This is a genomic window from Streptomyces sp. NPDC028419 (assembly GCF_055565515.1).
Genome location: NZ_JBVHUE010000043.1, coordinates 1 through 22,221 on the forward strand (window position 1 = coordinate 1; position 22,221 = coordinate 22,221).

The window sequence follows — 22,221 nt, forward strand, 5'->3', positions numbered from 1 at the left end:
GCTATCCCTACGTCGCCGCCTATGCCGCGACCCTCATCCATCCCATCCCCCCCCCCCCCCCCACCCCCCCCCCCCCCCCCCCCCCCCTCCTCCCCCCCCCCCCCACCCCCCCCCCCCCCCCCCCCCCCCCCCCCCCACCAAACCCCCCCCCCCCCCCCCCCCCCCCCCCCCGGGGGCCCTTGGCGAAACCTGTTCAGGAGGTCAGGCGGTCGAACGGTCGAGCAGTCGGTGGGCGACTACTTGTCCTTGCCCTTGTCCTTGTCCCCGCCGGAACCCATGGATTCGTAGATCTCCTTGCACATGGGGCAGACCGGGTACTTCTTCGGGTCGCGACCCGGTACCCAGACCTTGCCGCAGAGCGCGACGACGGGGGTCCCGTCGAGGGCGCTCGCCATGATCTTGTCCTTCTGGACGTAGTGGGCGAAGCGCTCGTGGTCGCCGTCACCGTGGGAAACCTGTGGCGTCGGCTCGACGAGGGTTCCCGTGCCAGACCCGCGCTCGGGCTCAAGAGTGCTCATACAAGCCAGAGTACTGAACCCCGGCCGGGTCAGTTCAGCGACGGGTCGTCCGGATAGGTGGCGACCATCGCGAGGTCGCTGCGCTGGCGGCGCAGGACGGCCCGCCAGAGCTGTTCGGGGACCGGGTAGGCCACGTCCCCCGGCTCGGACTCGACGACGTACCAGGCCCCCTCGCCCAGCTCGGCCTCCAGCTGACCGGGGCCCCAGCCGGAGTAGCCCGCGAAGATCCGCAGCGAGCCCAGGGCGCTGGCCAGCAGCTCCGGCGGGGCCTCCAGGTCGACCAGGCCGATCGCGCCGTGCACCCGGCGCCAGCCCAGCGGGCCCTCCTCGCCGGGGATGACCGCGACGCCGAGGGCGGAGTCGAGGGCGACCGGGCCCCCCTGGAAGACCACCCCGGGGGCGCCGGCCAGCGCGGCCCAGGGCAGCAGGACGTCGCCCACGCCCACCGGGGTGGGCCGGTTCAGGACCACGCCGAGCGATCCCTGCTCGTCGTGGTCGAGCAGCAGCACCACGGCGCGGTCGAAATTCGGGTCCGCGAGGGCGGGGGTGGCCACGAGCAACCGCCCTGTGAGGGAGGACACCTCGGTCATGCGGCCATCGTCTCGCACATTCGCCCTCCGGGGGGAGCGGACGGCGAGAAGTGATCGTGCGCAGCTCAGGGCGCACGGCGGCAGCCGGGAGCGCGCACCCGGGAGGGGCTCCGGAGGCAGCCGGAAGGCAACACTCCGCTATTTGGCGGACACATAGGGTGCTGTGGCGAATTCATGACAGTCATACGGCCACGTCGGCCTTACATACCAGGGGGTCCTGCCGCTTACCCTTTTCCCTGGCCCCCTGCCCACACCTCTCCGGAACGCGAGATTCATGACCGGCACAGTCAGTGACGATGTACTGCTTGTCCACGGCGGTACCCCGCTCGAGGGCGAGATCCGTGTCCGCGGTGCGAAGAACCTCGTGCCGAAGGCCATGGTGGCCGCTCTGCTCGGCAGCGCACCCAGCCGGCTCCGCAACGTTCCGGACATCCGTGACGTGCGGGTCGTGCGCGGCCTCCTCCAGCTGCACGGCGTCACCGTCCGCCCCGGCGAGGAGCCGGGCGAGCTGGTGCTCGACCCCACCTACGTCGAGAGCGCCAACGTGGCGGACATCGACGCGCACGCGGGTTCGTCGCGCATCCCGATCCTCTTCTGCGGCCCGCTGCTGCACCGCCTCGGCCACGCCTTCATCCCGGGCCTGGGCGGCTGCGACATCGGCGGCCGTCCGATCGACTTCCACTTCGACGTGCTCCGCCAGTTCGGCGCGACCATCGAGAAGCGCGAGGGCGGTCAGTACCTGGAGGCCCCGCAGCGGCTGCGCGGCTGCAAGATCCGCCTGCCCTACCCGTCGGTCGGCTCGACCGAGCAGGTGCTGCTGACGGCCGTCCTGGCCGAGGGCGTCACCGAGCTGAGCAACGCGGCCGTCGAACCGGAGATCGAAGACCTCATCTGCGTCCTGCAGAAGATGGGCGCGATCATCTCCGTCGACACCGACCGGACCATCCGCATCACCGGTGTGGACGAGCTCGGCGGCTACAACCACAAGGCGCTCCCGGACCGCCTGGAGGCCGCCTCGTGGGCTTCCGCGGCCCTGGCGACCGGCGGCAACATCTACGTCCGCGGAGCGCAGCAGCGCTCGATGATGACGTTCCTGAACACCTTCCGCAAGGTCGGTGGCGCCTTCGAGATCGACGACGAGGGCATCCGCTTCTGGCACCCGGGCGGCCCGCTCAAGGCGATCCACCTGGAGACGGACGTCCACCCCGGTTTCCAGACCGACTGGCAGCAGCCGCTGGTGGTGGCGCTGACGCAGGCGACCGGGCTCTCCATCGTCCACGAGACGGTCTACGAGTCCCGCCTGGGCTTCACCTCCGCGCTGAACCAGATGGGCGCGCACATCCAGCTGTACCGGGAGTGCCTGGGCGGCTCGGCGTGCCGTTTCGGCCAGCGCAACTTCCTGCACTCGGCGGTCGTCTCCGGCCCCACCAAGCTGCAGGGCGCCGACCTGGTCATCCCGGACCTCCGGGGCGGGTTCTCGTACCTGATCGCGGCTCTGGCGGCCGAGGGCACTTCGCGAGTGCACGGCATCGACCTGATCAACCGCGGCTACGAGAACTTCATGGAGAAGCTCGTGGAACTGGGCGCCAAGGTCGAGCTGCCGAACGGCGACCTCGTCTAGCCCAGCGGCTCGTAGGGGCCCGCGCGCAGGCGGGCACGCAGAAGGGCGGCCACCCCCGAGGGGGTGGCCGCCCTTCTCGCGTAGGTGCCGCGCCGAACGCGGCACCACGCGGTACTACTGCTGGCCAGGGGCCTGCAAGGGGGACTTACTTACCCTTGGCGGCTTCCTTGAGCTTGGAGCCCGCGGAGACCTTCACGCTGTAGCCGGCCGGGATCTGGATGGGGTCGCCGGTCTGCGGGTTGCGCGCGGTGCGAGCGGCACGGTGGGTGCGCTCGAAGGTCAGGAAGCCGGGGATGGTGACCTTCTCGTCGCCCTTGGCGACGATCTCGCCGACGGTCTCGGCGAGCGCGGCCAGAACGGCGTCGGCGTCCTTGCGGGTCACCTCGGCGCGCTCGGACAGAGCGGCCACCAGCTCACTGCGGTTCATGTTGTACTCCCGTGTTCAACTTGCCTATGAGGCGTGAGATCGAAGCCGATGCTGCCAGGGCCCTAGGACAGTCCCCGGACCCGGGTCTGAACGTCAGACCCTCTCGCCCGGTTACGCATCCTGCCCCCACCAGCGGCGGGAAAGCCAATCCGGCACCCGCCAGGGTCACACGAAAAGCGCCACAGTCACGCCGCTGTGACGCTCTGTCCGCACCGGTGGGGGGCGGACCGCGGACCACGCGGGCATCCCCGCAACCCTAGAGGCGCCCCGGCGGGCCCGCATCCCGCGACGCGCCGGGGAGGGACGCCCGGTGGCTCAGGCGGACGTGGGGCCCGTCACAGCGGCGGAGGCGGCCTTGCGGACCGCACCGGCCACGGCGCCCGCGACCTTGTCGTTGAAGACCGACGGGATGATGTAGTTCGCGTTCAGCTCGTCCTCGGTGACGACGTCGGCCAGCGCGCTCGCGGCGGCCAGCATCATGCCGGTGTCGACCGTGCGCGACTGGGCGTCCAGGAGGCCGCGGAAGACGCCCGGGAAGACCAGCACGTTGTTGATCTGGTTGGGGAAGTCCGAGCGGCCGGTGGCCACGACGGCAGCCGTCTGGCGGGCCACGGCCGGGTCCACCTCGGGGTCCGGGTTCGCGAGCGCGAACACGATGGCGCCTTCCGCCATGGCGGCCACGTCGGCGCCGCTGAGGACGTTCGGGGCCGAGACGCCGATGAAGACGTCGGCGCCGACGACGGCCTCCTTGAGCGTGCCCGTGTAGCCCTCCGGGTTGGTGTTGTCGGCGATCCAGCGCAGCGGGGACTCGGCGTGCGCGTCGACGAGGTCGGCGCGACCGGCGTGCACGACGCCGTGGATGTCGGCGCTGACGACGTTCTTGACGCCCGCGGCGAGGAGCAGCTTGAGGATGGCCGTACCGGCCGCGCCCGCGCCGGACATGACGACCTTCACGTCGCCAACGGCCTTGTTCACCACGCGCAGTGCGTTGGTGAGGGCGGCGAGGACGACGATGGCGGTGCCGTGCTGGTCGTCGTGGAAGACGGGGATGTCCAGGGCCTCGCGCAGGCGGGCTTCGATCTCGAAGCAGCGCGGCGCGGAGATGTCCTCCAGGTTGATCCCGGCGAAGCCCGGGGCGATCGCCTTGACGATCGCGACGATCTCGTCGCTGTCCTGCGTGTCGAGGCAGATCGGCCACGCGTCGATGCCCGCGAAGCGCTTGAAGAGGGCCGCCTTGCCCTCCATGACGGGCAGCGCGGCCATCGGGCCGATGTTGCCCAGACCCAGGACGGCCGACCCATCCGTCACGACTGCGACGGAATTGCGCTTGATGGTCAGGCGGCGCGCGTCCTCGGGGTTCTCGGCGATCGCCATGCACACGCGGGCCACGCCCGGGGTGTAGATCATGGAGAGGTCGTCACGGTTGCGGATGGGGTGCTTCGACGCCATCTCGATCTTGCCGCCGAGGTGCATCAGGAAGGTGCGGTCGGAGACCTTGCCCAGGCTCACGCCCTCGATCCCGCGCAGCTTCTCGACGATCTCGTCCGCGTGCGCCGTGGAGGTCGCCGCGATGGTGACGTCGATCCGGAGCTTCTCGTGGCCGGAGGCGGTCACGTCGAGGCCGGTGACCGACCCTCCGGAGGACTCCACGACGGTGGTGAGCTGGGAGACCGCGGTACCGCTCGCGGGCACTTCCAGTCGGACCGTCATCGAGTACGAGACGCTGGGCGCCGTTGCCATGTCCGTGTTCCTCTGCTGTCCAAGGTTCGCTGTACACGGGCCCCGCACACGGCAGGCGTGGCAGGACCTGTTGTCCGATCGTCCCACCTACCGGCCGGTATGAGGTAACCAGCTACAAATTTCGGAAAGACACTTCCACCATACGAGATTTGTAGGTATCGCGGAAGCCCCGCCGAACGCAAAACAGGCCCGCGCCCCCCGCCTGGAGCGGGGAACGCGGACCTGTTCTCTACGTGTACGACACCGACCCGCCATGCTCGCCTCGCGGCAAGTGGTCGCTCTAGGCGACGAAGGTTGGGCCCGGGGGCTTGGATCGAGTCGGTGCCGTACCCCAGGCTAACAAAGGTTGGCCGCGAGCGTCCCCCCTCACGGCAGTTGACCTGAGCGGCCACGCGTCCGGCCGCCGACCGGATGGCCGTACGCGCCCCCGCGGGCCCGCACGACCGCCCGGGCGGCGCCCGTACGGGCCTCAGTCCCGCAGCAGCTCCGGCACCCCGGCCCCGTCGGGCCGGTCGAGCGCCCCGGAGACCACCGTGAGCTGCTGCGTCGCCCGGGTCAGGGCCACGTAGAGCACCCGCAGGCCCGCCGGGGACTCCTCGGCGATCTCCGCCGGGGAGACGACCACCGTGGCGTCGTACTCCAGACCCTTGGCCTCCAGGCTGCCGAGCGCCACCGCGCGCTGCCCCAGCTCCGCGAGCCACTCGGCCGCTTCCGCCCGCCGGTCCATCGCCACCACGACGCCGACCGTGCCGTCGACCTGCTCCAGCAGCAGCCGGGTCTCCTCCCGCACGCACGCGCCCAGGTCCTCGCCGGCCGCGATGAAGCGCGGCTCCAGGCCGGTGGAGCGGACCGCCGTGGGCGGCTCCATCCCCGGCATGGCCCGGCGCAGCACCCGGGCCGCCAGCTCGGCGATCTCGGCGGGGTTGCGGTAGTTCACGGTGAGCGTGAACTTGCGGCGCGGGCGGCGCCCCAACGCCTCGTCGCGGGCCGCGGCCGCCTCCTCCGGGTCGCTCCAGGAGGACTGGGCGGCGTCGCCCACCACCGTCCAGGTGCCGGTCCGGCCGCGGCGGCCCACCATCCGCCACTGCATCGGCGTCAGGTCCTGGGCCTCGTCCACGATCACGTGCGCGTACTCGGTGCGTTCCGCCGCCAGCCGCTCGGCCCGCTCCCACTGGGTCTCCTCGCGGCCCGGCATCAGCTCCTCCAGGCCGGTGAGGTGGGCCAGCGGGTCCAGCTCGCGCTTGCGCTTGGGCCGCGCGGGCGCGCCGAGCAGCAGCTGGAGCTCGTCCAGCAGCGCCACGTCGTGCACCGAGAGGGGGCCGGAGCCGTCCGCGCCCGCGCGGCGCAGGGAGCGGGCCAGCAGCCGGGTCTCGCGCGGGTTCAGCACCCGGCGGGCCCAGCGGCCCAGGCGCCGCTCGTCGGCCATGCTGGCGAGGACCCCGCGCGGGGTCAGCTCGGGCCACCAGGCGTTCAGGAAGTCGATGAAGACGTCCTCGGTGGAGATGTCCTCGTCGAAGCCGGAGCGCAGCTCGGCGGCGAGTTCCCGGTCGGTGTGCCGCCCCGCGCCGCCGGACTTGGCCCACAGGGCGTCCAGCAGCAGCTTGCGGGCGCGCGGGCGCAGCAGGTTGACCGGTGCGGTGCCGCCGAGGACGACCTGGCGGATCCGGTTCAGCTCGTCGGCCTCCAGCTCCTGGCGGCGGCCGAAGGCCACCACGCGCAGCCGCTCGGGGGCGCCGCCCAGCTCCAGGGCGCCGCGTACGGCCTTGCGCAGGATCGGCAGCATCCGCGAGGAGCCCTTGACGCGGGCGACCGCCGGTTCGTCGTAGGTACTGGCCTCCGCGCCGTCGACCAGCGAGCCGAGCGCCCGGATGGCGACCTGGCCCTCCTCGCCGAGCGAGGGCAGCACGCCCTCGGTGTAGGCGACGAGCAGCGGGGTCGGCGAGACGATCAGGATCCCGCCGGAGTAGCGCCGCCGGTCCTGGTAGAGCAGGTAGGCGGCGCGGTGCAGGGCGACGGCGGTCTTGCCGGTGCCGGGGCCGCCGGCGACCTCCGCGACGGAGGCGGCGGGGGCCCGGATGACCATGTCCTGCTCCGCCTGGATGGAGGAGACGATGTCGCGCATGGAGTGCGTACGGGCCCGGCCCAGCGCGGCCATCAGCGCGCCGTCGCCGAGCGCGGGCAGCTCCCGGCCGTCGAGGTAGGCGGTCACCTCGGGGCGCATCAGGTCGTCCTCGACGCCGAGCACCTTGCGGCCCTTGGAGCGGATGACCCGGCGGCGCACCACCCGGCCCGGCTCCTTGGGCGTGGAGCGGTAGAACGGCGCGGCGGCGGGCGCGCGCCAGTCGATCACGAGCGGCGCGTAGTCGTTGTCGAGCACGCCGATCCGCCCGATGTGGAGGGTTTCGGCGATGTCGGCGGTGAGGTCCGCACGGATCGCGTCCTCGGCCGGTTCGACGGAGGTGAAGGCGCCGTCGGCGCCCCGCTCCCCGTCCTTGCCGACGACGAGGTCGATCCGGCCGAAGAGGAAGTCCTCGAACTCGTTGTTGAGCCGGTTGAGATGGATCCCGGCGCGGAAGACCTGGGCGTCGCGTTCCGCGAGGGCGCCGGGGGTACCGACCTGACCCCGCTTGGCCGCGTCGTTCATCAGGAACTCGGCCTCGTGGATCTTCTCCTCAAGGCGGCGGTACACCTGGTCCAGATGAGTCTGCTCGACCGCGATCTCGCGATCGCGGACGGAATCCGCCGTGCTGTCGACAGCGGCATCCTGCGCGGCCACCAAGGCCCCCTTCTGACGTGCATTGGGCGACCGTCAACCGTACGCGAACAAAGCGGGTGTCCGCACGCCCGTTCCGCGCGCGGGCGCGCGAGACGCGGGCGCGAAAGGCGCCATGAGGCCGATATGAGCGTGTATGCGCTACGCGGGACGCGCGGCGAGCACCCGGGCGCGGTGCCGGGCGACCCGCTCCCGGTTTCCGCAGAGTTCGCTGGAGCACCAGCGCCGCCGGTGGCCGCGCGAGGTGTCCAGGTAGACCCGGGTACAGCCCTCACCTTCGCAGGCCCGCAGGCGATCGCGGTCGCCGGGGTCGGTGAGCAGCTCCACCGCGTCGCGCGCGACGGCCGCCAGCAGCGCCGCGCAGCCCACCGCGGCGGCGCCGCCGCACAGTTCGCGCACGAGGTGGCCGTCGCGGTCGCGTACGGCACACAGTGCCGGGGGTGGACCGGCGGCCCGTGCGTTGACCCGGGCGAGCGGTTCCTCGGCGGGCGCGCGGTGGCTCAGCTCGGCCGCCACCAGGCTGGCCACGTCCGCCCGCAGCGCGCGGAAGGGCTCCAGCCAGTCCGCCTCCACGCGGGCGGGCGGGGTCCGCCCGGGCACCAGCCCGGCCCCGGTGAGCCACAGGCTCAACCCGGCGCTGTCCGCGATCCCCTCGGGCGGCCCGGAGGTGGCCACCAGGTCCAGGCAGACCCGTCCCGACTCGAACCACATGCCCGTCACCCGCCTCGGTCGACGCCCCACCAGAGTGCCCCCGGGGCGGGCCCTGGCGGAAGCCTCATGCAGGGGGCGGATCGTCGTGCAGGAGGAGCTGGAAGAGCCGGTGGTCGCGCCAGGCCCCGTCGATGTACAGGTAGCGGGGCGCGACGCCGTACTCCTCGAAGCCGGCCTTGGCGAGCACGCGCTGCGAGGCGAGGTTGTCCAGCAGGGTGCCGGCCGCGAGCCGGTGCAGGCCGAGCTCGTCGCGGGCCACGCGGATCACCTCGGCGAGGGCGGCGGAGGCCAGGCCCCGGCCGGTGCGCTCGCCGTCGACCCAGTAGCCCACGCTGGCGCTGCACAGGGGGCCGCGGACGATGTTGGTGAGGGTGATGAGGCCGAGCACCGCGCCGGTGTCCGTGTCGAGGAGCACGTACTGCAACGCGCGCCCCGCGTCCCGCTCGGCGAGCACCCCCTCGATCCGCTCCCGCTGGCCCCGCTCCGTGTAGAACTCCGCGGGCCGCGGCGGCTCGTAGGGCGCCATGTGCGCTCGATTGCGCCCGAGCGCCTCGGCCAGCCCGGCGGCGTCGCCGAGCCCGATCTCCCGTATGTCCACTCCGTCACTGATCATCCCCCCACCGTATCGACGCCCTGACGGGCAGCCCCGCCGCGACCGCTCCCTCCGGGGGCGCCTCAATCGCCGGCGGGGCTGGTTCTGCCACCGGCGGCGCCGCTGGGTGCCGCCCCTCCGGGGGCGCCTCAAACGCCGGCGAGGCTGGATCTGCCACCGGCGGCCCCGAAAAGCGGCCCGGCCACATCCAGCCCCGCCGGCGCTCGAGACCCAGGGCCAGCACATCCAGCCCCGCCGGCGTTTGAGACCCAGGGCCAGCACTTTCAGCCCCGCCGGCGTTTGAGACCCAGGGCCAGCACATCCAGCCCCCCCGGCGTTCGAGGCGCAGGGCCAGCACATCCAGCCCCCCCGGCGCTCGAGGCCCAGGGCCAGCACATCCAGCCCCGCCGGCGCTTGAGGCGCAGGGCCAGCACATCCAGCCCCGCCAGCGTTTGAGACGCGGGGCCAGCACATCCAGCCCCGCCGGCGCTTGAGACGCAGGGCCAGCACATCCAGCCCCGCCGGCGTTTGAGGCGCGGGGTCCGGGGCGGAGCCCCGGCGGGGGTGCGGAGCTACCGCCGCCCCTGCGGGGAGGTCAGGCTTCGGCCGGGCCCGAGCAGTCGCCCGCGTCCAGGGAGAGGCGGTAGCCCCGCTTGACCACCGTCTGGATCAGCTTCGGCACGCCGAGCGCCACCCGCAGCCGCGCCATCGCCGTCTCCACCGCGTGCTCGTCCCGCCCCGCCCCCGGCAACGCCCGGAGGAGTTCCGCCCGGCCCACCACCCACCCGGGCCGCCGGGCCAGCGCCCGCAGCAGGGCCATCCCCGCGGGCGGCACCGGCCGCAGCTCGTCGTCCACGAGCACCGCGTGCCCCCGGATCTCCACCCGGTGCCCGCCCACCGGCAGCACCCGCGCCCGCCCCGGCAGCTCCTGGCACAGCACCTGCACGAGCGGCCCCAGCCGGAAGCGCTCGGGCTGGACGGTCTCCACCCCCCGCGCCTCCAGCGGCAGCGCCGTCACCGGCCCCACACACGCCGCGAGCACGCCCGCGCGCAGCCCGTCCAGCACCTGCGGCGTCAGCCCCCGCCCCTCGGCCCGCGCGAGCAGCGAGGCCGCGGCGGGCGCCGAGGTGAAGGCGACGGCGTCCACCGTCCCCGCGGCCACCGCGTCCAGCAGCCGGTCCAGCGGCGCCAGGTCCTCCGGCGGCATCCACCGGTACACCGGTACGACGATCACCTCGGCCCCGGCCTCCCGCAGCGCCTCCACGAACCCCGGCAGCGGCTCCCCGTGCAGCTGGAGCGCGATCCGCCGGCCGTCGACCCCGCCGGCGAGCATCCGGTCCAGTACCTCCGCGAGCGACTCCGACTTCGGCGACCAGGCCTCGACCAGCCCGGCGGCCCGGACCGCGCCCTTCACCTTCGGCCCGCGCGCCAGCAGCTCCGTGGCCCGCAGCCGGGTCAGGAGCTCCTCGCCGATCCCCCAGCCGTCGGCGGCCTCGATCCAGCCGCGGAAGCCGATGGCGGTGGTGGCGACCACCGTGTCGGGCGGGCAGTCGATGAGTTCCTTGGTCGCGGCCAGCAGTTCGCTGTCGTCGGCGAGCGGAACGATCCGCAGCGCGGGCGCGTGCAGGACCACCGCCCCGCGCCGCCGCAGCAGCGCGATGAGCTCGTCGGCGCGCCGCGCGGCGGTGACCCCCACCGTGAATCCGGCGAGCGGCCCGGTGGCGGACGGGCCGGCCTGTGTGTCGTCCATGGTGACCTGCCTTGCGCAAGGGGGTGTGCGGGTGTGCCGAGCCTGTCAAGGCGTCGTATCAGGCTCGGTTCACCCGTATTTCGGCGCCGTTAACCGCCGTTACACCGAGGTGAGCTGCGGCTTCGCGGCCGTGTCCGGGGCGGCGCCGGGCCGGGCGGCGGGCCGGCGAAGGTATACCGCCCAGGTCACCGCGCAGCAGACGGCGTAGAAAGCGAGGAAGGCGGCGAAGGCGGTGGTACCCCTGCCGGAGGTGGTGAAGGCCTCCCGGAAGGCGAGGTTGATGCCGAGCCCGCCGAGCGCGCCCACGGCCCCGATGAGGCCCATGGCGGCCCCGGAGAGGCGCCGCCCGTAGGCGGCCGCGGCCTCGCCGCCCATGCCCCGGGCGAGCGCCTTGGCCTGGAAGATGCCGGGGATCATCTTGAAGGTCGATCCGTTGCCGAGCCCGCTGAGCACGAACAGGGCCACGAACCCGGTCAGGAACACGGGCAGCGAGGACCGCTCCGAGGCGATGACGACCACGCCGGTGGCCGCCGCCATCGCGACGAAGGTGGCGAGGGTGATCCGCGCGCCGCCGTACCGGTCGGCGAGCCGCCCGCCCACGGGCCGGATCAGCGAGCCGAGCAGCGGCCCGATGAAGGTCAGCGACGCGGCCTGGAGCGGGGTCCGGCCGAACTGGGTCTGCAGGACCAGCCCGAAGGCGAAGCTGTAGCCGATGAAGGACCCGAAGGTGCCGACGTACAGGAGCGACATGATCCAGGTGTGCGCGTCGCGCAGGGCCTCGCGGACCGCGCCGGTGTCGTTGCGCACGGGCGCCAGGTTGTCCATCCGCGCGGCCGCCAGCACGGCCGCGACCACGATGAGCGGGATGTAGGCGGCGAGCAGGATCCGCGGGTGCCCGGCCCCGGCCACGCCGATGACCAGCAGTCCGGCGAGCTGGACGACGGGGACGCCGATGTTGCCGCCGCCCGCGTTCAGGCCGAGCGCCCAGCCCTTCTCGCGCAGCGGGAAGAAGGCGTTGATGTTGGTCATGGAGGAGGCGAAGTTCCCGCCGCCGACCCCGGTCAGGGCCGCGACCAGCAGGAAGGTCCCGTACGAGGTCCCCGGCTCCATCACCACCAGCGCGGCCACCGTCGGCGCGAGCAGGGTCAGCGCGCTGAAGACCGTCCAGTTGCGGCCGCCGAAGCGGGCGACGGCGAAGGTGTACGGGATCCGCACCAGCGCGCCGACGAAGGTCGCGGTGGCGATCAAGGTGAACTTCCCGGCCGCGTCGATGCCGTAGCCCGGGCCCATGAAGAGGACCATCACCGACCACAGCGACCAGATCGAGAAGCCGATGTGTTCGGAGAGCACCGAGTAGAGGAGGTTGCGCCGGGCCACCCCGCGTCCCGTCTCCTGCCAGAAGGTCTCGTCCTCGGGATCCCACCGCTCGATCCAGCGGCCGCCCGTGCGCGGTGCGGTCATCACGCCTCCACTGCTCTCGTGTCCGTGATGACGACCGTAGGGACGGCTCGTTTCGCCCCCGGTCCCCGCCGGATGACCGCGGGGATACCGTGCACTCACCCGGCGCGGCGGCTCAGTGTGAGCGCATGAGCTCCGCGTCGCCGTCGGGGAGCCACCCGCCCTCCGGCAGGTCGAGCCAGCCGCGTACGGCGCCCAGCGCGGCCGCGGCCGTGCGCAGCGCGCTCAGCCCGGGGTGGTCGAAGCCCGCGCGCCACACCATGGACAGCGGCGAGAGCGGCACCGGGTCGGTCAGCGGCCGGCGCACGCAGCCCGGCATGTCCGGGAAGTCGACGGTGGCCAGCACCGGGTGGCCGGTCTTGGCCATGACCCGGCGGAACTCCTCCTTGCCGACCGCGACGGGCGCGGGCGGGGCCAGCGCGGTGCCGCGTCCCGCGAAGAGGCGCCGGGCCAGGTCGGTCCACTCCAAGGTGCGCGGGTTCCCGGCGCCCGCGTAGACGCTCTCGCCGGCCAGCGCGGCGACGGGCACGGTGGCCAGGGCCGCCAGGGGGTGGTCCTCGGGCAGGACGACGGCCAGCGGTTCGAAGCGCACCGGCTGGTGGGCGAGGCGGGCGCGCAGGGCCGGGGCGAGGCCGCCGAACCGGCCGAAGGACACGTCCAGGCGGCCGGCGGCGATCTCCCCGGCGCTGTGCGTCAGTCCGCTCTCGAAGCGGGCCATCAGCTCCTGTTCCGGGGCCAGTTCGCGGGCCCGGTCCAGCACCTGGCGGGCGGTGCCGGGGCCTTCGGAGTTGAGGTCGACGAGCAGGGGCCGCTCGGTCGCGCCGAAGGCGGCGGCGAGCGCGTCGTGGGCGCGCAGCACGCGCAGGGCGTGCGGCAGCAGCCGTTCGCCGTCGGCCGTGAGCTCGACCTGGCGGGTCGTGCGGACGAAGAGCCGGGCGCCCAGGGTGCGTTCGAGGCGGCCGATGTCGCGGCTGAGGGCCTGCTGGGCGACGTACAGCCGGGCGGCGGCCCGGGTGAAGTGCAGCTCCTCGGCGACGGCGACGAAGGCCCGCAGCAACCGGGGGTCCACCTCGCGCGCGTTCACCGCGGCAGCCTATCGGGCCGGCCCGATTCACAACAGGGATGCGTGAATCACCCCGGAACAGGTGTTGGACCGCGCCCGTGACCCGCCCCGAGGCTGGTCGCATGCCCCTCACCGCGCCCACCACCCCGCTGATGACCGTCACCGGTGCCACGCTCGTCCTGGCCGCCGCCGCTCCCCCCGCGCGCCGGCGAGCGCCCGGCCCCTACCGGCGCCTCCTCGCCGTCCCCGGCGCCCGGGCCTTCACCGCGGGCAACCTGCTCGCCCGGCTCCCCATGGGCATGTTCGGGATCAGCGCGGTGCTGATGATCGCGGGCCAGCGCGGTTCGTACGCCCTCGCGGGGGCGGTCACCGCCACCGGCCTCGCCGCCACCGCGGTCGTCGCGCCCTTCACCGCCCGGCTCGTCGACCGGCACGGCCAGGCCCGGATCGCCCTCCCCGCCACCGTGATCGCGGTCCTCGGCTCGCTCTGCCTGGTGTGGTGCGTCCGTACGCACGCCCCCGCCTGGACCCTCTTCGCCTCCTACGCCGCCACCGCGACCACCCCGAACATCGGCGGCCTCTCCCGGGCCCGCTGGACCCACCTGTTGCGCGACTCCCCCGCCGCCCGGCACGCCGCGATGTCCTTCGAGCAGGCCGCCGACGAGCTGTGCTACCTGCTCGGCCCGGTCCTCGCCACCACCCTGTGCTCCCTGGCCTTCCCCGAGGCGGGCACCCTCACCGGCGCGGCCCTGCTGCTCACCGGCATGCTCCTCTTCGCCTCCCGGCGCTCCACCGAGCCCCCGCCCGCCGGACGCACCCGACACCGCTCGCCGCTGCGCTCCCCGGGGCTGCCGGGGCTGTTGGCGCTGTTCCTGGCCCTGGGCGCGGTCTTCGGCTCGATGGAGGTCACCTCGATCGCCTACCTCACCGGCCACGGCCTGGCCGCGACCGCCGGCCCGGTACTGGCCCTCCAGGCGGCGGGCTCCTGCGCGGCCGGCCTGCTCTACGGCGCCGTGCGCCCGCGCGGCCTGCTGGGCTGCGTCGGCGCCCTGGCCGCCCTGATGACCCTGCCCTGGGCGGCCGCGACCACCGGATCGGTGCCCGCCCTGGCCGCGGCCCTGCTGCTCGCGGGGATGGCCACCGCCCCGACGATGGTCACCGCCATGTCCCTGGTCCAGCGCGCCACCCCGGCCGCCCGCCTCAACGAGGGCATGACCCTGGCCGTCACCGCCATCCTGACGGGCATCGCGGCCGGCTCGGCCGCCGCGGGCGCGAGCGTCGACCACCTGGGCCCCACCGCGTCCTACGCCCTCCCGGCCGCGGCGGCCGCGGCGGCCTTGCTGATCGCGACATTCACCCGTCGCACCACTTTCCCGTACCGCTCTTGTACCGCAAACCCGTACGACCTGGAGAGGGGTGGGCCATGTCCATAAGTGCCAGCGAAGCGCGGGCGAGCCTCTTCCCGCTCATCGAGCGGGTCAACACCGACCACGCCCCAGTGCGCATCACCTCGCGCAACGGCGATGCGGTGCTCATGTCCGCGGACGACTACGACTCCTGGCAGGAGACCGTCTACCTGCTGCGGTCGCCGGCCAATGCCCAGCGCCTGATGGCGGCGGTCGCCCGCGACCGGGAAGGCAGCGCCGTCGTCGCCACCACCATGGACGAGCTACGGGAGTTGGCGGGGGGCGAGGAGTGAGGAGCGTCCACTTCGATCCGGACGCCTGGGCGACCTCACGGGCTACTGGTCGCGGCGCCTCGACGACGAGCATCGCCTCGTCTACCGGGCCGACGAGAAGGAAGTGAAGGTCCTCAAGGCGCGGTACCACTACTGACCGCGGCCCCGCGGACATGACGAAGGCCCCGCAGCCTCTACGGCTCGCGGGGCCTTCGCCCAACATGGGGTGGTGGAGATGGCGGGAATCGAACCCGCGTCCAGCGGTGCAGAAGCAGGGCTTCTCCGAGCGCATTCCGCTGCGCTTTTCTCGGCCCCGGAGATCACACGGACAAGTCTCCGACGGGCTCAGTCACTGTTTGGTTTCCCCCTAGCCCCCGTGACCGGGGCTAGAGGTTTAGATCCCTAATTGACGCCAGGATCCGGACCGGGACCACTTCCGGGCTGACGCTCCTCACAGAGGCTTCAGTTCGCTGTTATTAGGCAGCGAGGGAGAAGCGGGAGTTATCGCTGTTGGAATTGGCGATTATTTTTTGCGACAGGTGGTTAACGAGATCATTGCCGCTTCCTCGGCTCGCTTCCCCTGCATCGACATCCGCTGTCGAAACCGATCATCCCCATGTTTCACGCTATTCAGTTGGTACGGCTCGCACGACCCCGGGGGGTACGTGCTGCGCCCATGGTACGCGAAGTGGACCACGGGATGCCAGGAGATTACAGCTCGCCGCGTTCCTTGCGCTTCACGGCCGAGATGACCCGGTTCGTCTCGCGCGTGTCCTGCTTCTCCCGGAGGGACTGGCGCTTGTCGTACTCCTTCTTGCCCTTCGCAAGCGCGATCTCGACCTTGGCCCGGCCGTCCTTGAAGTACAGCGAGAGCGGCACGATCGTGTTGCCCGTCTCGCCGGTCTTCGAGTCCAGCTTGTCGATCTCCTCACGGTGCAGGAGGAGCTTGCGCTTGCGGCGGGCGCTGTGGTTGGTCCAGGTGCCCTGGCTGTACTCCGGCACGTGCACGTTGTAGAGCCAGGCCTCGCCGCTCTCCACGGAGACGAAGCCGTCCACGAGCGAGGCACGGCCCTGGCGCAGGGACTTGACCTCGGTACCGGTGAGCACGAGACCGCACTCGTAGGTGTCGATGATCGTGTAGTCGTGCCGCGCCTTCTTGTTCTGGGCGATCAGCTTGCGCCCTTTTTCCTTAGCCATAGTGCGGCCATTTTTGCACTAAGGACCCACCCCGAGGCCACCCAATACCGCGCGGGCCCGCTCCTCGGCGCCCTCGGCGGCCGTCAGGTCCGGGCTGATGCCCCGGCCGTCCAGGCTGCGGCCCGCCGGAGTGCGGTAGGTCCCCACCGTCAGCTCGGCCACCGAGCCGTCCGCCAGCTCCGTCGGCATCTGCACCGAGCCCTTGCCGAAGGTGTGGCTGCCGACCGTCACGGCCCGCCCCCGGTCCTGGAGCGCGCCCGTGACCAGCTCGGCCGCGCTCATCGTGCCGCCGTCGACCAGCGCGACCAGCGGCCGGGCGGTGTCCCCGCCCCGGTCCGCGTACAGGGCGCGCTGGGCGCCCCGCACGTCGTACGTCGCCACCAGCCCGCCGTCCAGGAAGGCGGAGGCGGCCGTCACCGCCTCGGTGACCAGGCCGCCCGGATTCCCGCGCAGGTCCAGCAGCACCCCGGCTCCCGCGGGGGCCGCGCGCACGGCCTCCCGGACGCGTTCGCCCGAGCCGCGGGTGAAGGAGGACACCTTGATGACGACCACCTTCTTGCCCAGCTCGCGGACGGTCACGGCCTCGGTGCTCAGCCGGGCCCGGCGCACCGTCTCGGTCAGGTCCGCGCCGTCGCGCACGATCTCCAGGGTGACCGAGGTGCCGGCGTCCCCGCGCAGCCGGGCCACCACCTGGGCCACCGTGGACCCGGTGACCGGCTCCCCGTCCACCCGGGTCAGCAGGTCGCCGGCGCGCAGTCCGGCGCGCGCGGCGGGTCCGTCGCTCTGCACCCGGGTCACGGCGATCCGGCCGTCGGGGCCGCGCTCGGCCCAGAGCCCGACCCCGGTGTAGCGGCCGTCGAGGTCGTCCTCGAAGGAGGCGTACTCGCCCTGGTCGTAGACCACGCCCCAGCGGTCCCCGCTGCGGCTGACCACGTCCTGGGCGGCGCTCTTGCCCGACTTGCCCTCGGCGACGGCCTCGGCCGCGGCCCGGGCGACGGCGTCCCGGTCGGCCGTCCCGGGCTTCCCGGAGCCGGCGGGCGCGGGGGCCCTCGTACCGGTGGGGGTACGTCCCCCCTCGCCCGGGTCGGGTCGGTACCCGGAGCTGACGGCGGCGCCCAGCCCGCCCAGGGCGCCGAGCAGCGCCAACGTCACGGCGGCCCCGCGACGCAGGTCGCGGGGCCGGAGACAGTGAGGGACGGGACGGCCCGGCATGGCGCCGAGTCTAGGACAAGCCCCGCGCCGGCACGGCTGGTTGGCCGCACCGCCGGCGGGGCGCTCGTCACACCTTCAGGTACTTGCGCAGCGCCACGAACGCCGCGAGGGAGGGCATCAGCAGACCGATGACCAGCACCAGCGGGAGCTTGGTGAGGACCGCGTCCCAGCCGATGAAGTTGATCAGTTCCATCTTCTGGCGCAGCCCCGCGCCGTGGTCGATCACGAAGTACTGGCCGGAGACGAGCATGCCGCAGGCGAGCGCCGCACCGATCAGCCCGGCGAAGGCGGCCTCCATGATGAACGGCACCTGGATGTAGAAGCTGGAGGCTCCCACCAGCCGCATGATCCCCGTCTCCCGCCGACGGCTGAACGCCGAGACGCGCACCGTGTTGACGATCAGCAGCAGCGCCACCACGAGCATGATCAGCATGATGCCGAGGGCGGCCACGTTGAGGTAGCCCAGCAGCCGGAAGAGGTTGTCCAGCACGGTCCGCTGGTCCTCCACCGACTGGACCCCGTCCCGCCCGGCGAAGGCGGTGGTGATGACCTTGTACTTCTCCGGGTTCTTCAGCTTCACGCGGAAGGACTCGGGCATCTGGTCCGGGGTGATGGAGGCGGCCAGGGCGGTGTGCCCGAACTGCTCCTTGTAGTGCTTGTAGGCGTCGTCGGACGATTCGTAGGCGACCGTCTCGACGAGGTCCATCTTCTTGAGGTCGGCCTCGATCTGCTTCTTCTGCTCCGCCGTCACCGCGCCCTTGGCGCAGGAAGCACCGGCGCTGGCCTCGGCGTCGTTCTTGTTGCAGAGGTAGATCGAGACGTTGACCTTGTCGTACCAGTAGCCCTTCATCTGGCTCACCTGGTCGCGCATGAGCAGGGAGCCGCCGAACAGGGCCAGCGACAGGGCCACGGAAATGATGACCGCGAAGGTCATGGTCAGATTGCGGCGGAGACCGACCCCGATCTCCGACATGACGAACTGGGCGCGCATCGCGTCTCAGGGGCCTTTCAGTGCTGGTAGCCGTAGACGCCGCGCGACTGGTCGCGGACGAGACGGCCCTGCTCGAGTTCGATGACGCGCTTGCGCATCTGGTCGACGATCTGCTGATCGTGTGTCGCCATGATCACGGTGGTGCCGGTCCGGTTGATCCGGTCCAGCAGCTTCATGATCCCGACCGAGGTCGACGGGTCGAGGTTGCCGGTCGGCTCGTCCGCGATGAGCAGCGCCGGGCGGTTGACGAAGGCCCGGGCGATGGCCACGCGCTGCTGCTCACCGCCGGACAGCTCGCCGGGCATCCGGGTCTCCTTGCCGCCCAGTCCGACCAGCTCCAGGACCTGGGGGACGGCCTTGCGGATCTCGCCGCGGGGTTTGCCGATGACTTCCTGGGCGAAGGCCACGTTCTCCGCGACCGTCTTGTTCGGGAGCAGGCGGAAGTCCTGGAAGACGGTCCCCAGCTGGCGCCGCATGTGCGGGACCTTCCAGTTGGAGAGTCTGGCGAGGTCCTTGCCCAGTACGTGGACCTGCCCCTGGCTGGCCCGCTCCTCGCGCAGTATCAGCCGCAGGAAGGTGGACTTGCCGGAGCCGGAGGAGCCGACCAGGAAGACGAACTCGCCCTTGACGATCTCCAGGGAGACGTCCCTGAGTGCGGGCTGGCTCTGCTTCGGGTAGTACTTGGACACACTGTCGAATCGGATCACGGGTGCACCACGGTCGCCGGGAGTAGGTGAGCGTGACCATACGCGAATGGGCGCAGGCTAGGGACCCGGCAACCGGAGTTGTCCGTTATATCCCCCGGTGCGGGAGAGCTCGGATCGCGTTTGCCCGGACGGGCCGCGCCGAATGTCGCGGGAGCTGGCACAGTGGTAGGGGGAACGGACCGCTTCCCACTGCCGTTGTACATGGGGACGAGAGGAGGACAGCGCATGACATATGACCGGCTCGTGTGCGCGAACTGCGCCGCGCCCGTCAGTCAGGGCCGCTGCCCGGTGTGCCGGGCGAACCGGGAGCGCCTCCAGCAGGAGGACCGCCCCTTCGCCAACCTCAACCCCATGACGCTCATCGCGCTCATGGTGGTGCTCGTGGCGGCGCTCGCGCTGGTGGCGCACCAGGCTGCGTAGAGCGCCGCTTGGGCCGTCCGGCCCGCGGGGAGCCGCACGTACCGATCGAAGAAGCCCGGACCCCTTGCCAGGGGTCCGGGCTTCTCGACTGTTCAGGGGCCCACGGGGGCCGCGGGAGGGGCCTTAGGAGGCCTGCTCCTGCTGCTTGCGCCAGCGGATGCCGGCTTCCAGGAAGCCGTCGATCTCGCCGTCGAGCACCGCCTGCGGGTTGCCGACCTCGAACTCGGTGCGCAGGTCCTTGACCATCTGGTACGGGTGCAGGACGTAGGAGCGCATCTGGTTGCCCCAGGAGCTTCCGCCGTCCTTGAGGGCGTCCATCTTGTCCTTCTCCTCCTGGCGGCGCCGCTCCAGCAGCTTGGCCTGGAGCACGTTCATCGCGCTGGCCTTGTTCTGGATCTGCGAGCGCTCGTTCTGGCAGGAGACGACGATGCCGGTCGGGAGGTGCGTGATGCGCACGGCCGAGTCGGTCGTGTTGACGCCCTGGCCGCCGGGGCCCGAGGCGCGGTAGACGTCCACGCGCAGCTCGGCCTCGTCGATCTCGACGTGGTCGCTGGTCTCGACGACCGGCAGCACCTCGACGCCCGCGAAGGAGGTCTGGCGGCGGCCCTGGTTGTCGAAGGGCGAGATCCGGACGAGGCGGTGCGTGCCCTGCTCGACCGAGAGGGTGCCGTAGGCGTACGGCGCCTTGACGACGAAGGTGGTCGACTTGATGCCGGCCTCTTCGGCGTACGAGGTCTCGTAGACCTCGGTCGGGTAGCCGTGCCGCTCGGCCCAGCGCAGGTACATCCGCTGGAGGCGCTCGGCGAAGTCGGAGGCGTCCACGCCGCCGGCCTCGGCCCGGATGTTGACCAGGGCCTCGCGCTCGGCGTACTCGCCGGACAGGAGGGTACGGACCTCCATCTCGGCCAGCGCCTTGCGGACCGAGACCAGCTCGGTCTCGGCCTCGGCCAGGGTGTCCGCGTCGTCCATCTCCTGCGCGAGGTCGAAGAGGACTTCGAGGTCGTCGATCCGACCGCGCAGGGTCTCGGTCTTGCGGACCTCGGCCTGGAGGTGGGAAAGCTTGCTCGTGATCTTCTGGGCGGCCTCCGGGTCGTCCCACAGGGACGGCGCCGCGGCCTGCTCTTCGAGCACGGCGATGTCGGCCCTCAACTTGTCGAGGTCCAGGACGGCCTCGATCGACCCCATGGTCGAGGAGAGGGACTTCAGCTCTTCGGAAACATCGACGACTGCCACGGGTCCAGCGTAGCCGGTCCCCGGACGGGCCCGTCCGGCCAGGCCGGATACCCCTCTACGAAGGGCGGCCCGAACGGGCGTACGCTCGGCGTATGACCGTCTTCCTCGTCATCCGCCGCCATGTGGACTACATGCGTGTCACGACGACGAGCTGTCTGCCGCCGGACCGAACCACAGCCTGATTTCCCCAGCTGATCGATTCGCCCCCGGTCCTGTCACGCGGCTCGCGCGGCCCCGACGCCACCCCTGTCGGCGGCCCCTCTCCCACCCGCTGTCCCCACCACCTCCGGGGAACAGGACCACGTGACATCCGAAACGGAGCCGTCATGCCGTCCGCGCACCCTTCCCCGATCTCCCCTCCGCTCTCCCTTCCCGCCTCGCTCCCCGTCCTGGACCTCTCCCGGGCCGACGACCCCGCCGAGCGGGACGCCTTCCGCGCGGAGCTGCACGCCGCCGCCCGGGACACCGGTTTCCTGCACCTGACCGGACACGGCGTCGGGGCCGACGAGAGCGCCCGCATCCTGGCCGTGACCCGCGCCTTCTTCGCGCTCCCCGAAGCCGACCGGCTCGCCGTGAGCAACCTGAACTCCCCCCACTTCCGGGGGTACACGCGGATCGGGCACGAGCTCACCGGCGGCGCCAGCGACTGGCGCGACCAGCTGGACGTGGGCGCGGAGCGGGACGCGGTGCCCGTGGGGCCCGGGGACCCGGCGTACCTGTGGCTGGAGGGGCCCAACCAGTGGCCCGCGGCCCTGCCCGAGCTGCGGACCGTGGTCCTGGAGTGGCAGTCCCGGCTGGCGGCGGTGGCCCACCGCCTCCTCCAGGAGCTGCTCGCGTCCATCGGCGCCCCGGCGGACTTCTTCGACGCGGCCTTCGCGGACCGCCCCCACCTGCACACCAAGCTGATCCGCTACCCCGGCTCCGCGCCGTCCGGGGCGGACCAGGGGGTGGGGGCGCACAAGGACTACGGCTTCCTCACCCTCCTCCTCCAGGACGCGGTGGGCGGGCTCCAGGTCCGCCGCGGGGACGGCTTCCTGGACGTGCCGCCGCTGCCGGGGGCGTTCGTGGTGAACCTGGGGGAGCTGCTGGAGATCGCGACCCAGGGGTACCTACGGGCCACCGACCACCGGGTGGTCAGCCCGCCGGGGGCGGTCGAGCGGTACTCGGTGCCGTTCTTCTACAACCCGCGGCTGGACTCCGTCGTCAGGACGGTCCCGGGCGACTACCTGCGGGCGGCGCCGGGGCTCTCGCAGGACGCGGCGAATCCGCTGCATGCGGAGTACGGCCGCAACGAACTCAAGGGCTGGGTCCGCGCCCACCCACACGTCGCCCGCCGCTGGCACCCGACACTCCTGACCCCGTAACCCCTCCCCCCGGGGGGGGGGGGGGGGGGGGGGGGGGGGAGGGGGGTGGGGGGGTGGGGGGGGGGGGGGGGGGGGGGGAGGCCGTCCCCCCCCCCCCCCCCCCCCCCCCCCCCCCCCCCCCCCCCCCCCCCCCCCCCCCCCCCCCCCCCCCCCCCCCCCCCCCCCCCCCCCCCGGA

The 22,221-nt window shown here is 72.5% G+C and carries 20 protein-coding genes, 1 other RNA gene and 1 pseudogene; 6 read left to right on the forward strand and 16 right to left on the reverse strand.

The window, feature by feature from the left end; genetic code table 11:
- Nucleotides 1-236: 236 nt before the first annotated feature.
- Nucleotides 237-518: a DUF3039 domain-containing protein gene (locus ACZ4UB_RS34670; protein WP_351053399.1), complete on the reverse strand. Its 282-nt coding sequence runs from the start codon at nucleotides 516-518 to the stop codon at nucleotides 237-239.
- A gap of 29 nt (nucleotides 519-547) precedes the next feature.
- Nucleotides 548-1,108 (reverse strand): YqgE/AlgH family protein, encoded by a 561-nt coding sequence (locus tag ACZ4UB_RS34675; RefSeq protein WP_468076514.1) that lies wholly within the window; start codon nucleotides 1,106-1,108, stop codon nucleotides 548-550.
- Between the two features lie 274 nt (nucleotides 1,109-1,382).
- On the opposite strand from ACZ4UB_RS34675, the gene murA reads away from it, so the two are divergent.
- Nucleotides 1,383-2,729 carry a UDP-N-acetylglucosamine 1-carboxyvinyltransferase gene (murA, locus tag ACZ4UB_RS34680; protein ID WP_354384011.1) on the forward strand — a complete coding sequence of 449 codons (1,347 nt, stop codon included), beginning with the start codon at nucleotides 1,383-1,385 and terminating at the stop codon, nucleotides 2,727-2,729.
- 145 nt (nucleotides 2,730-2,874) lie between these two features.
- On the opposite strand, the gene ACZ4UB_RS34685 is transcribed toward murA, so the two are convergent.
- The 8 genes from ACZ4UB_RS34685 to ACZ4UB_RS34720 form a co-directional block, all read right to left on the reverse strand.
- Entirely contained in the window at nucleotides 2,875-3,156 is a 282-nt protein-coding gene (locus ACZ4UB_RS34685; RefSeq protein ID WP_007264399.1) for an HU family DNA-binding protein, read from the reverse strand.
- Between the two features lie 315 nt (nucleotides 3,157-3,471).
- Nucleotides 3,472-4,896, reverse strand: a complete 1,425-nt coding sequence (locus ACZ4UB_RS34690; RefSeq protein WP_467964779.1) for an NAD-dependent malic enzyme — start codon at nucleotides 4,894-4,896, stop codon at nucleotides 3,472-3,474.
- 469 nt (nucleotides 4,897-5,365) lie between these two features.
- Nucleotides 5,366-7,672, reverse strand: coding sequence for a HelD family protein (locus tag ACZ4UB_RS34695; RefSeq protein ID WP_468076516.1), 2,307 nt, complete (start codon nucleotides 7,670-7,672; stop codon nucleotides 5,366-5,368).
- Between the two features lie 138 nt (nucleotides 7,673-7,810).
- Nucleotides 7,811-8,380, reverse strand: a complete 570-nt coding sequence (locus ACZ4UB_RS34700; protein WP_468076518.1) for a CGNR zinc finger domain-containing protein — start codon at nucleotides 8,378-8,380, stop codon at nucleotides 7,811-7,813.
- A gap of 64 nt (nucleotides 8,381-8,444) precedes the next feature.
- Complete coding sequence (locus tag ACZ4UB_RS34705) at nucleotides 8,445-8,993, reverse strand: GNAT family N-acetyltransferase (RefSeq protein ID WP_468076520.1); 549 nt, start codon at nucleotides 8,991-8,993, stop codon at nucleotides 8,445-8,447.
- Nucleotides 8,994-9,567: 574 nt separating this feature from the next.
- Entirely contained in the window at nucleotides 9,568-10,722 is a 1,155-nt protein-coding gene (locus ACZ4UB_RS34710) for a uroporphyrinogen-III synthase (RefSeq protein ID WP_468076522.1), read from the reverse strand.
- 99 nt (nucleotides 10,723-10,821) lie between these two features.
- The gene (locus ACZ4UB_RS34715) at nucleotides 10,822-12,183 is read right to left on the reverse strand and encodes an MFS transporter (protein ID WP_468076524.1); all 1,362 of its coding nucleotides are present in this window, start codon (nucleotides 12,181-12,183) and stop codon (nucleotides 10,822-10,824) included.
- A 112-nt stretch (nucleotides 12,184-12,295) separates the two neighbouring features.
- Nucleotides 12,296-13,264 carry a LysR family transcriptional regulator gene (locus ACZ4UB_RS34720; protein WP_354384004.1) on the reverse strand — a complete coding sequence of 323 codons (969 nt, stop codon included), beginning with the start codon at nucleotides 13,262-13,264 and terminating at the stop codon, nucleotides 12,296-12,298.
- Between the two features lie 101 nt (nucleotides 13,265-13,365).
- On the opposite strand from ACZ4UB_RS34720, the gene ACZ4UB_RS34725 reads away from it, so the two are divergent.
- The 3 genes and pseudogenes from ACZ4UB_RS34725 to ACZ4UB_RS34735 all read left to right on the forward strand — a co-directional run.
- Nucleotides 13,366-14,676 (forward strand): MFS transporter, encoded by a 1,311-nt coding sequence (locus ACZ4UB_RS34725; RefSeq protein WP_468076527.1) that lies wholly within the window; start codon nucleotides 13,366-13,368, stop codon nucleotides 14,674-14,676.
- Nucleotides 14,667-14,942, forward strand: coding sequence for a type II toxin-antitoxin system Phd/YefM family antitoxin (locus ACZ4UB_RS34730; protein WP_354384002.1), 276 nt, complete (start codon nucleotides 14,667-14,669; stop codon nucleotides 14,940-14,942). The genes ACZ4UB_RS34725 and ACZ4UB_RS34730 overlap by 10 nt, the downstream gene beginning before the upstream one ends.
- Nucleotides 14,943-14,970: 28 nt before the next feature.
- Nucleotides 14,971-15,078 (forward strand): annotated as a pseudogene (locus ACZ4UB_RS34735) (Txe/YoeB family addiction module toxin); the annotation flags it as partial.
- Between the two features lie 70 nt (nucleotides 15,079-15,148).
- Here the strand turns inward: ACZ4UB_RS34735 and ssrA are convergent.
- The 5 genes from ssrA to ftsE all read right to left on the reverse strand — a co-directional run bounded on the left by ssrA (nucleotide 15,149) and on the right by ftsE (nucleotide 19,028).
- Nucleotides 15,149-15,537, reverse strand: a transfer-messenger RNA (tmRNA) gene (gene ssrA / locus ACZ4UB_RS34740).
- Between the two features lie 95 nt (nucleotides 15,538-15,632).
- A complete protein-coding gene (gene smpB / locus ACZ4UB_RS34745) occupies nucleotides 15,633-16,118 on the reverse strand; it encodes an SsrA-binding protein SmpB (protein ID WP_354384000.1) in 486 nt (161 codons plus the stop codon).
- An 18-nt stretch (nucleotides 16,119-16,136) separates the two neighbouring features.
- Nucleotides 16,137-17,330: a S41 family peptidase gene (locus ACZ4UB_RS34750; RefSeq protein WP_468076529.1), complete on the reverse strand. Its 1,194-nt coding sequence runs from the start codon at nucleotides 17,328-17,330 to the stop codon at nucleotides 16,137-16,139.
- A gap of 67 nt (nucleotides 17,331-17,397) precedes the next feature.
- A complete protein-coding gene (gene ftsX, locus ACZ4UB_RS34755; RefSeq protein ID WP_385786781.1) occupies nucleotides 17,398-18,321 on the reverse strand; it encodes a permease-like cell division protein FtsX in 924 nt (307 codons plus the stop codon).
- Nucleotides 18,322-18,338: 17 nt separating this feature from the next.
- A complete protein-coding gene (ftsE, locus tag ACZ4UB_RS34760; protein ID WP_354383997.1) occupies nucleotides 18,339-19,028 on the reverse strand; it encodes a cell division ATP-binding protein FtsE in 690 nt (229 codons plus the stop codon).
- 225 nt (nucleotides 19,029-19,253) lie between these two features.
- On the opposite strand from ftsE, the gene ACZ4UB_RS34765 reads away from it, so the two are divergent.
- Entirely contained in the window at nucleotides 19,254-19,448 is a 195-nt protein-coding gene (locus ACZ4UB_RS34765; protein WP_283448847.1) for a hypothetical protein, read from the forward strand.
- A 123-nt stretch (nucleotides 19,449-19,571) separates the two neighbouring features.
- On the opposite strand, the gene prfB is transcribed toward ACZ4UB_RS34765, so the two are convergent.
- Entirely contained in the window at nucleotides 19,572-20,681 is a 1,110-nt protein-coding gene (gene prfB / locus ACZ4UB_RS34770; protein WP_468076532.1) for a peptide chain release factor 2, read from the reverse strand.
- A 326-nt stretch (nucleotides 20,682-21,007) separates the two neighbouring features.
- On the opposite strand from prfB, the gene ACZ4UB_RS34775 reads away from it, so the two are divergent.
- Nucleotides 21,008-22,045: an isopenicillin N synthase family dioxygenase gene (locus ACZ4UB_RS34775; RefSeq protein WP_468076534.1), complete on the forward strand. Its 1,038-nt coding sequence runs from the start codon at nucleotides 21,008-21,010 to the stop codon at nucleotides 22,043-22,045.
- Nucleotides 22,046-22,221 lie beyond the last annotated feature (176 nt).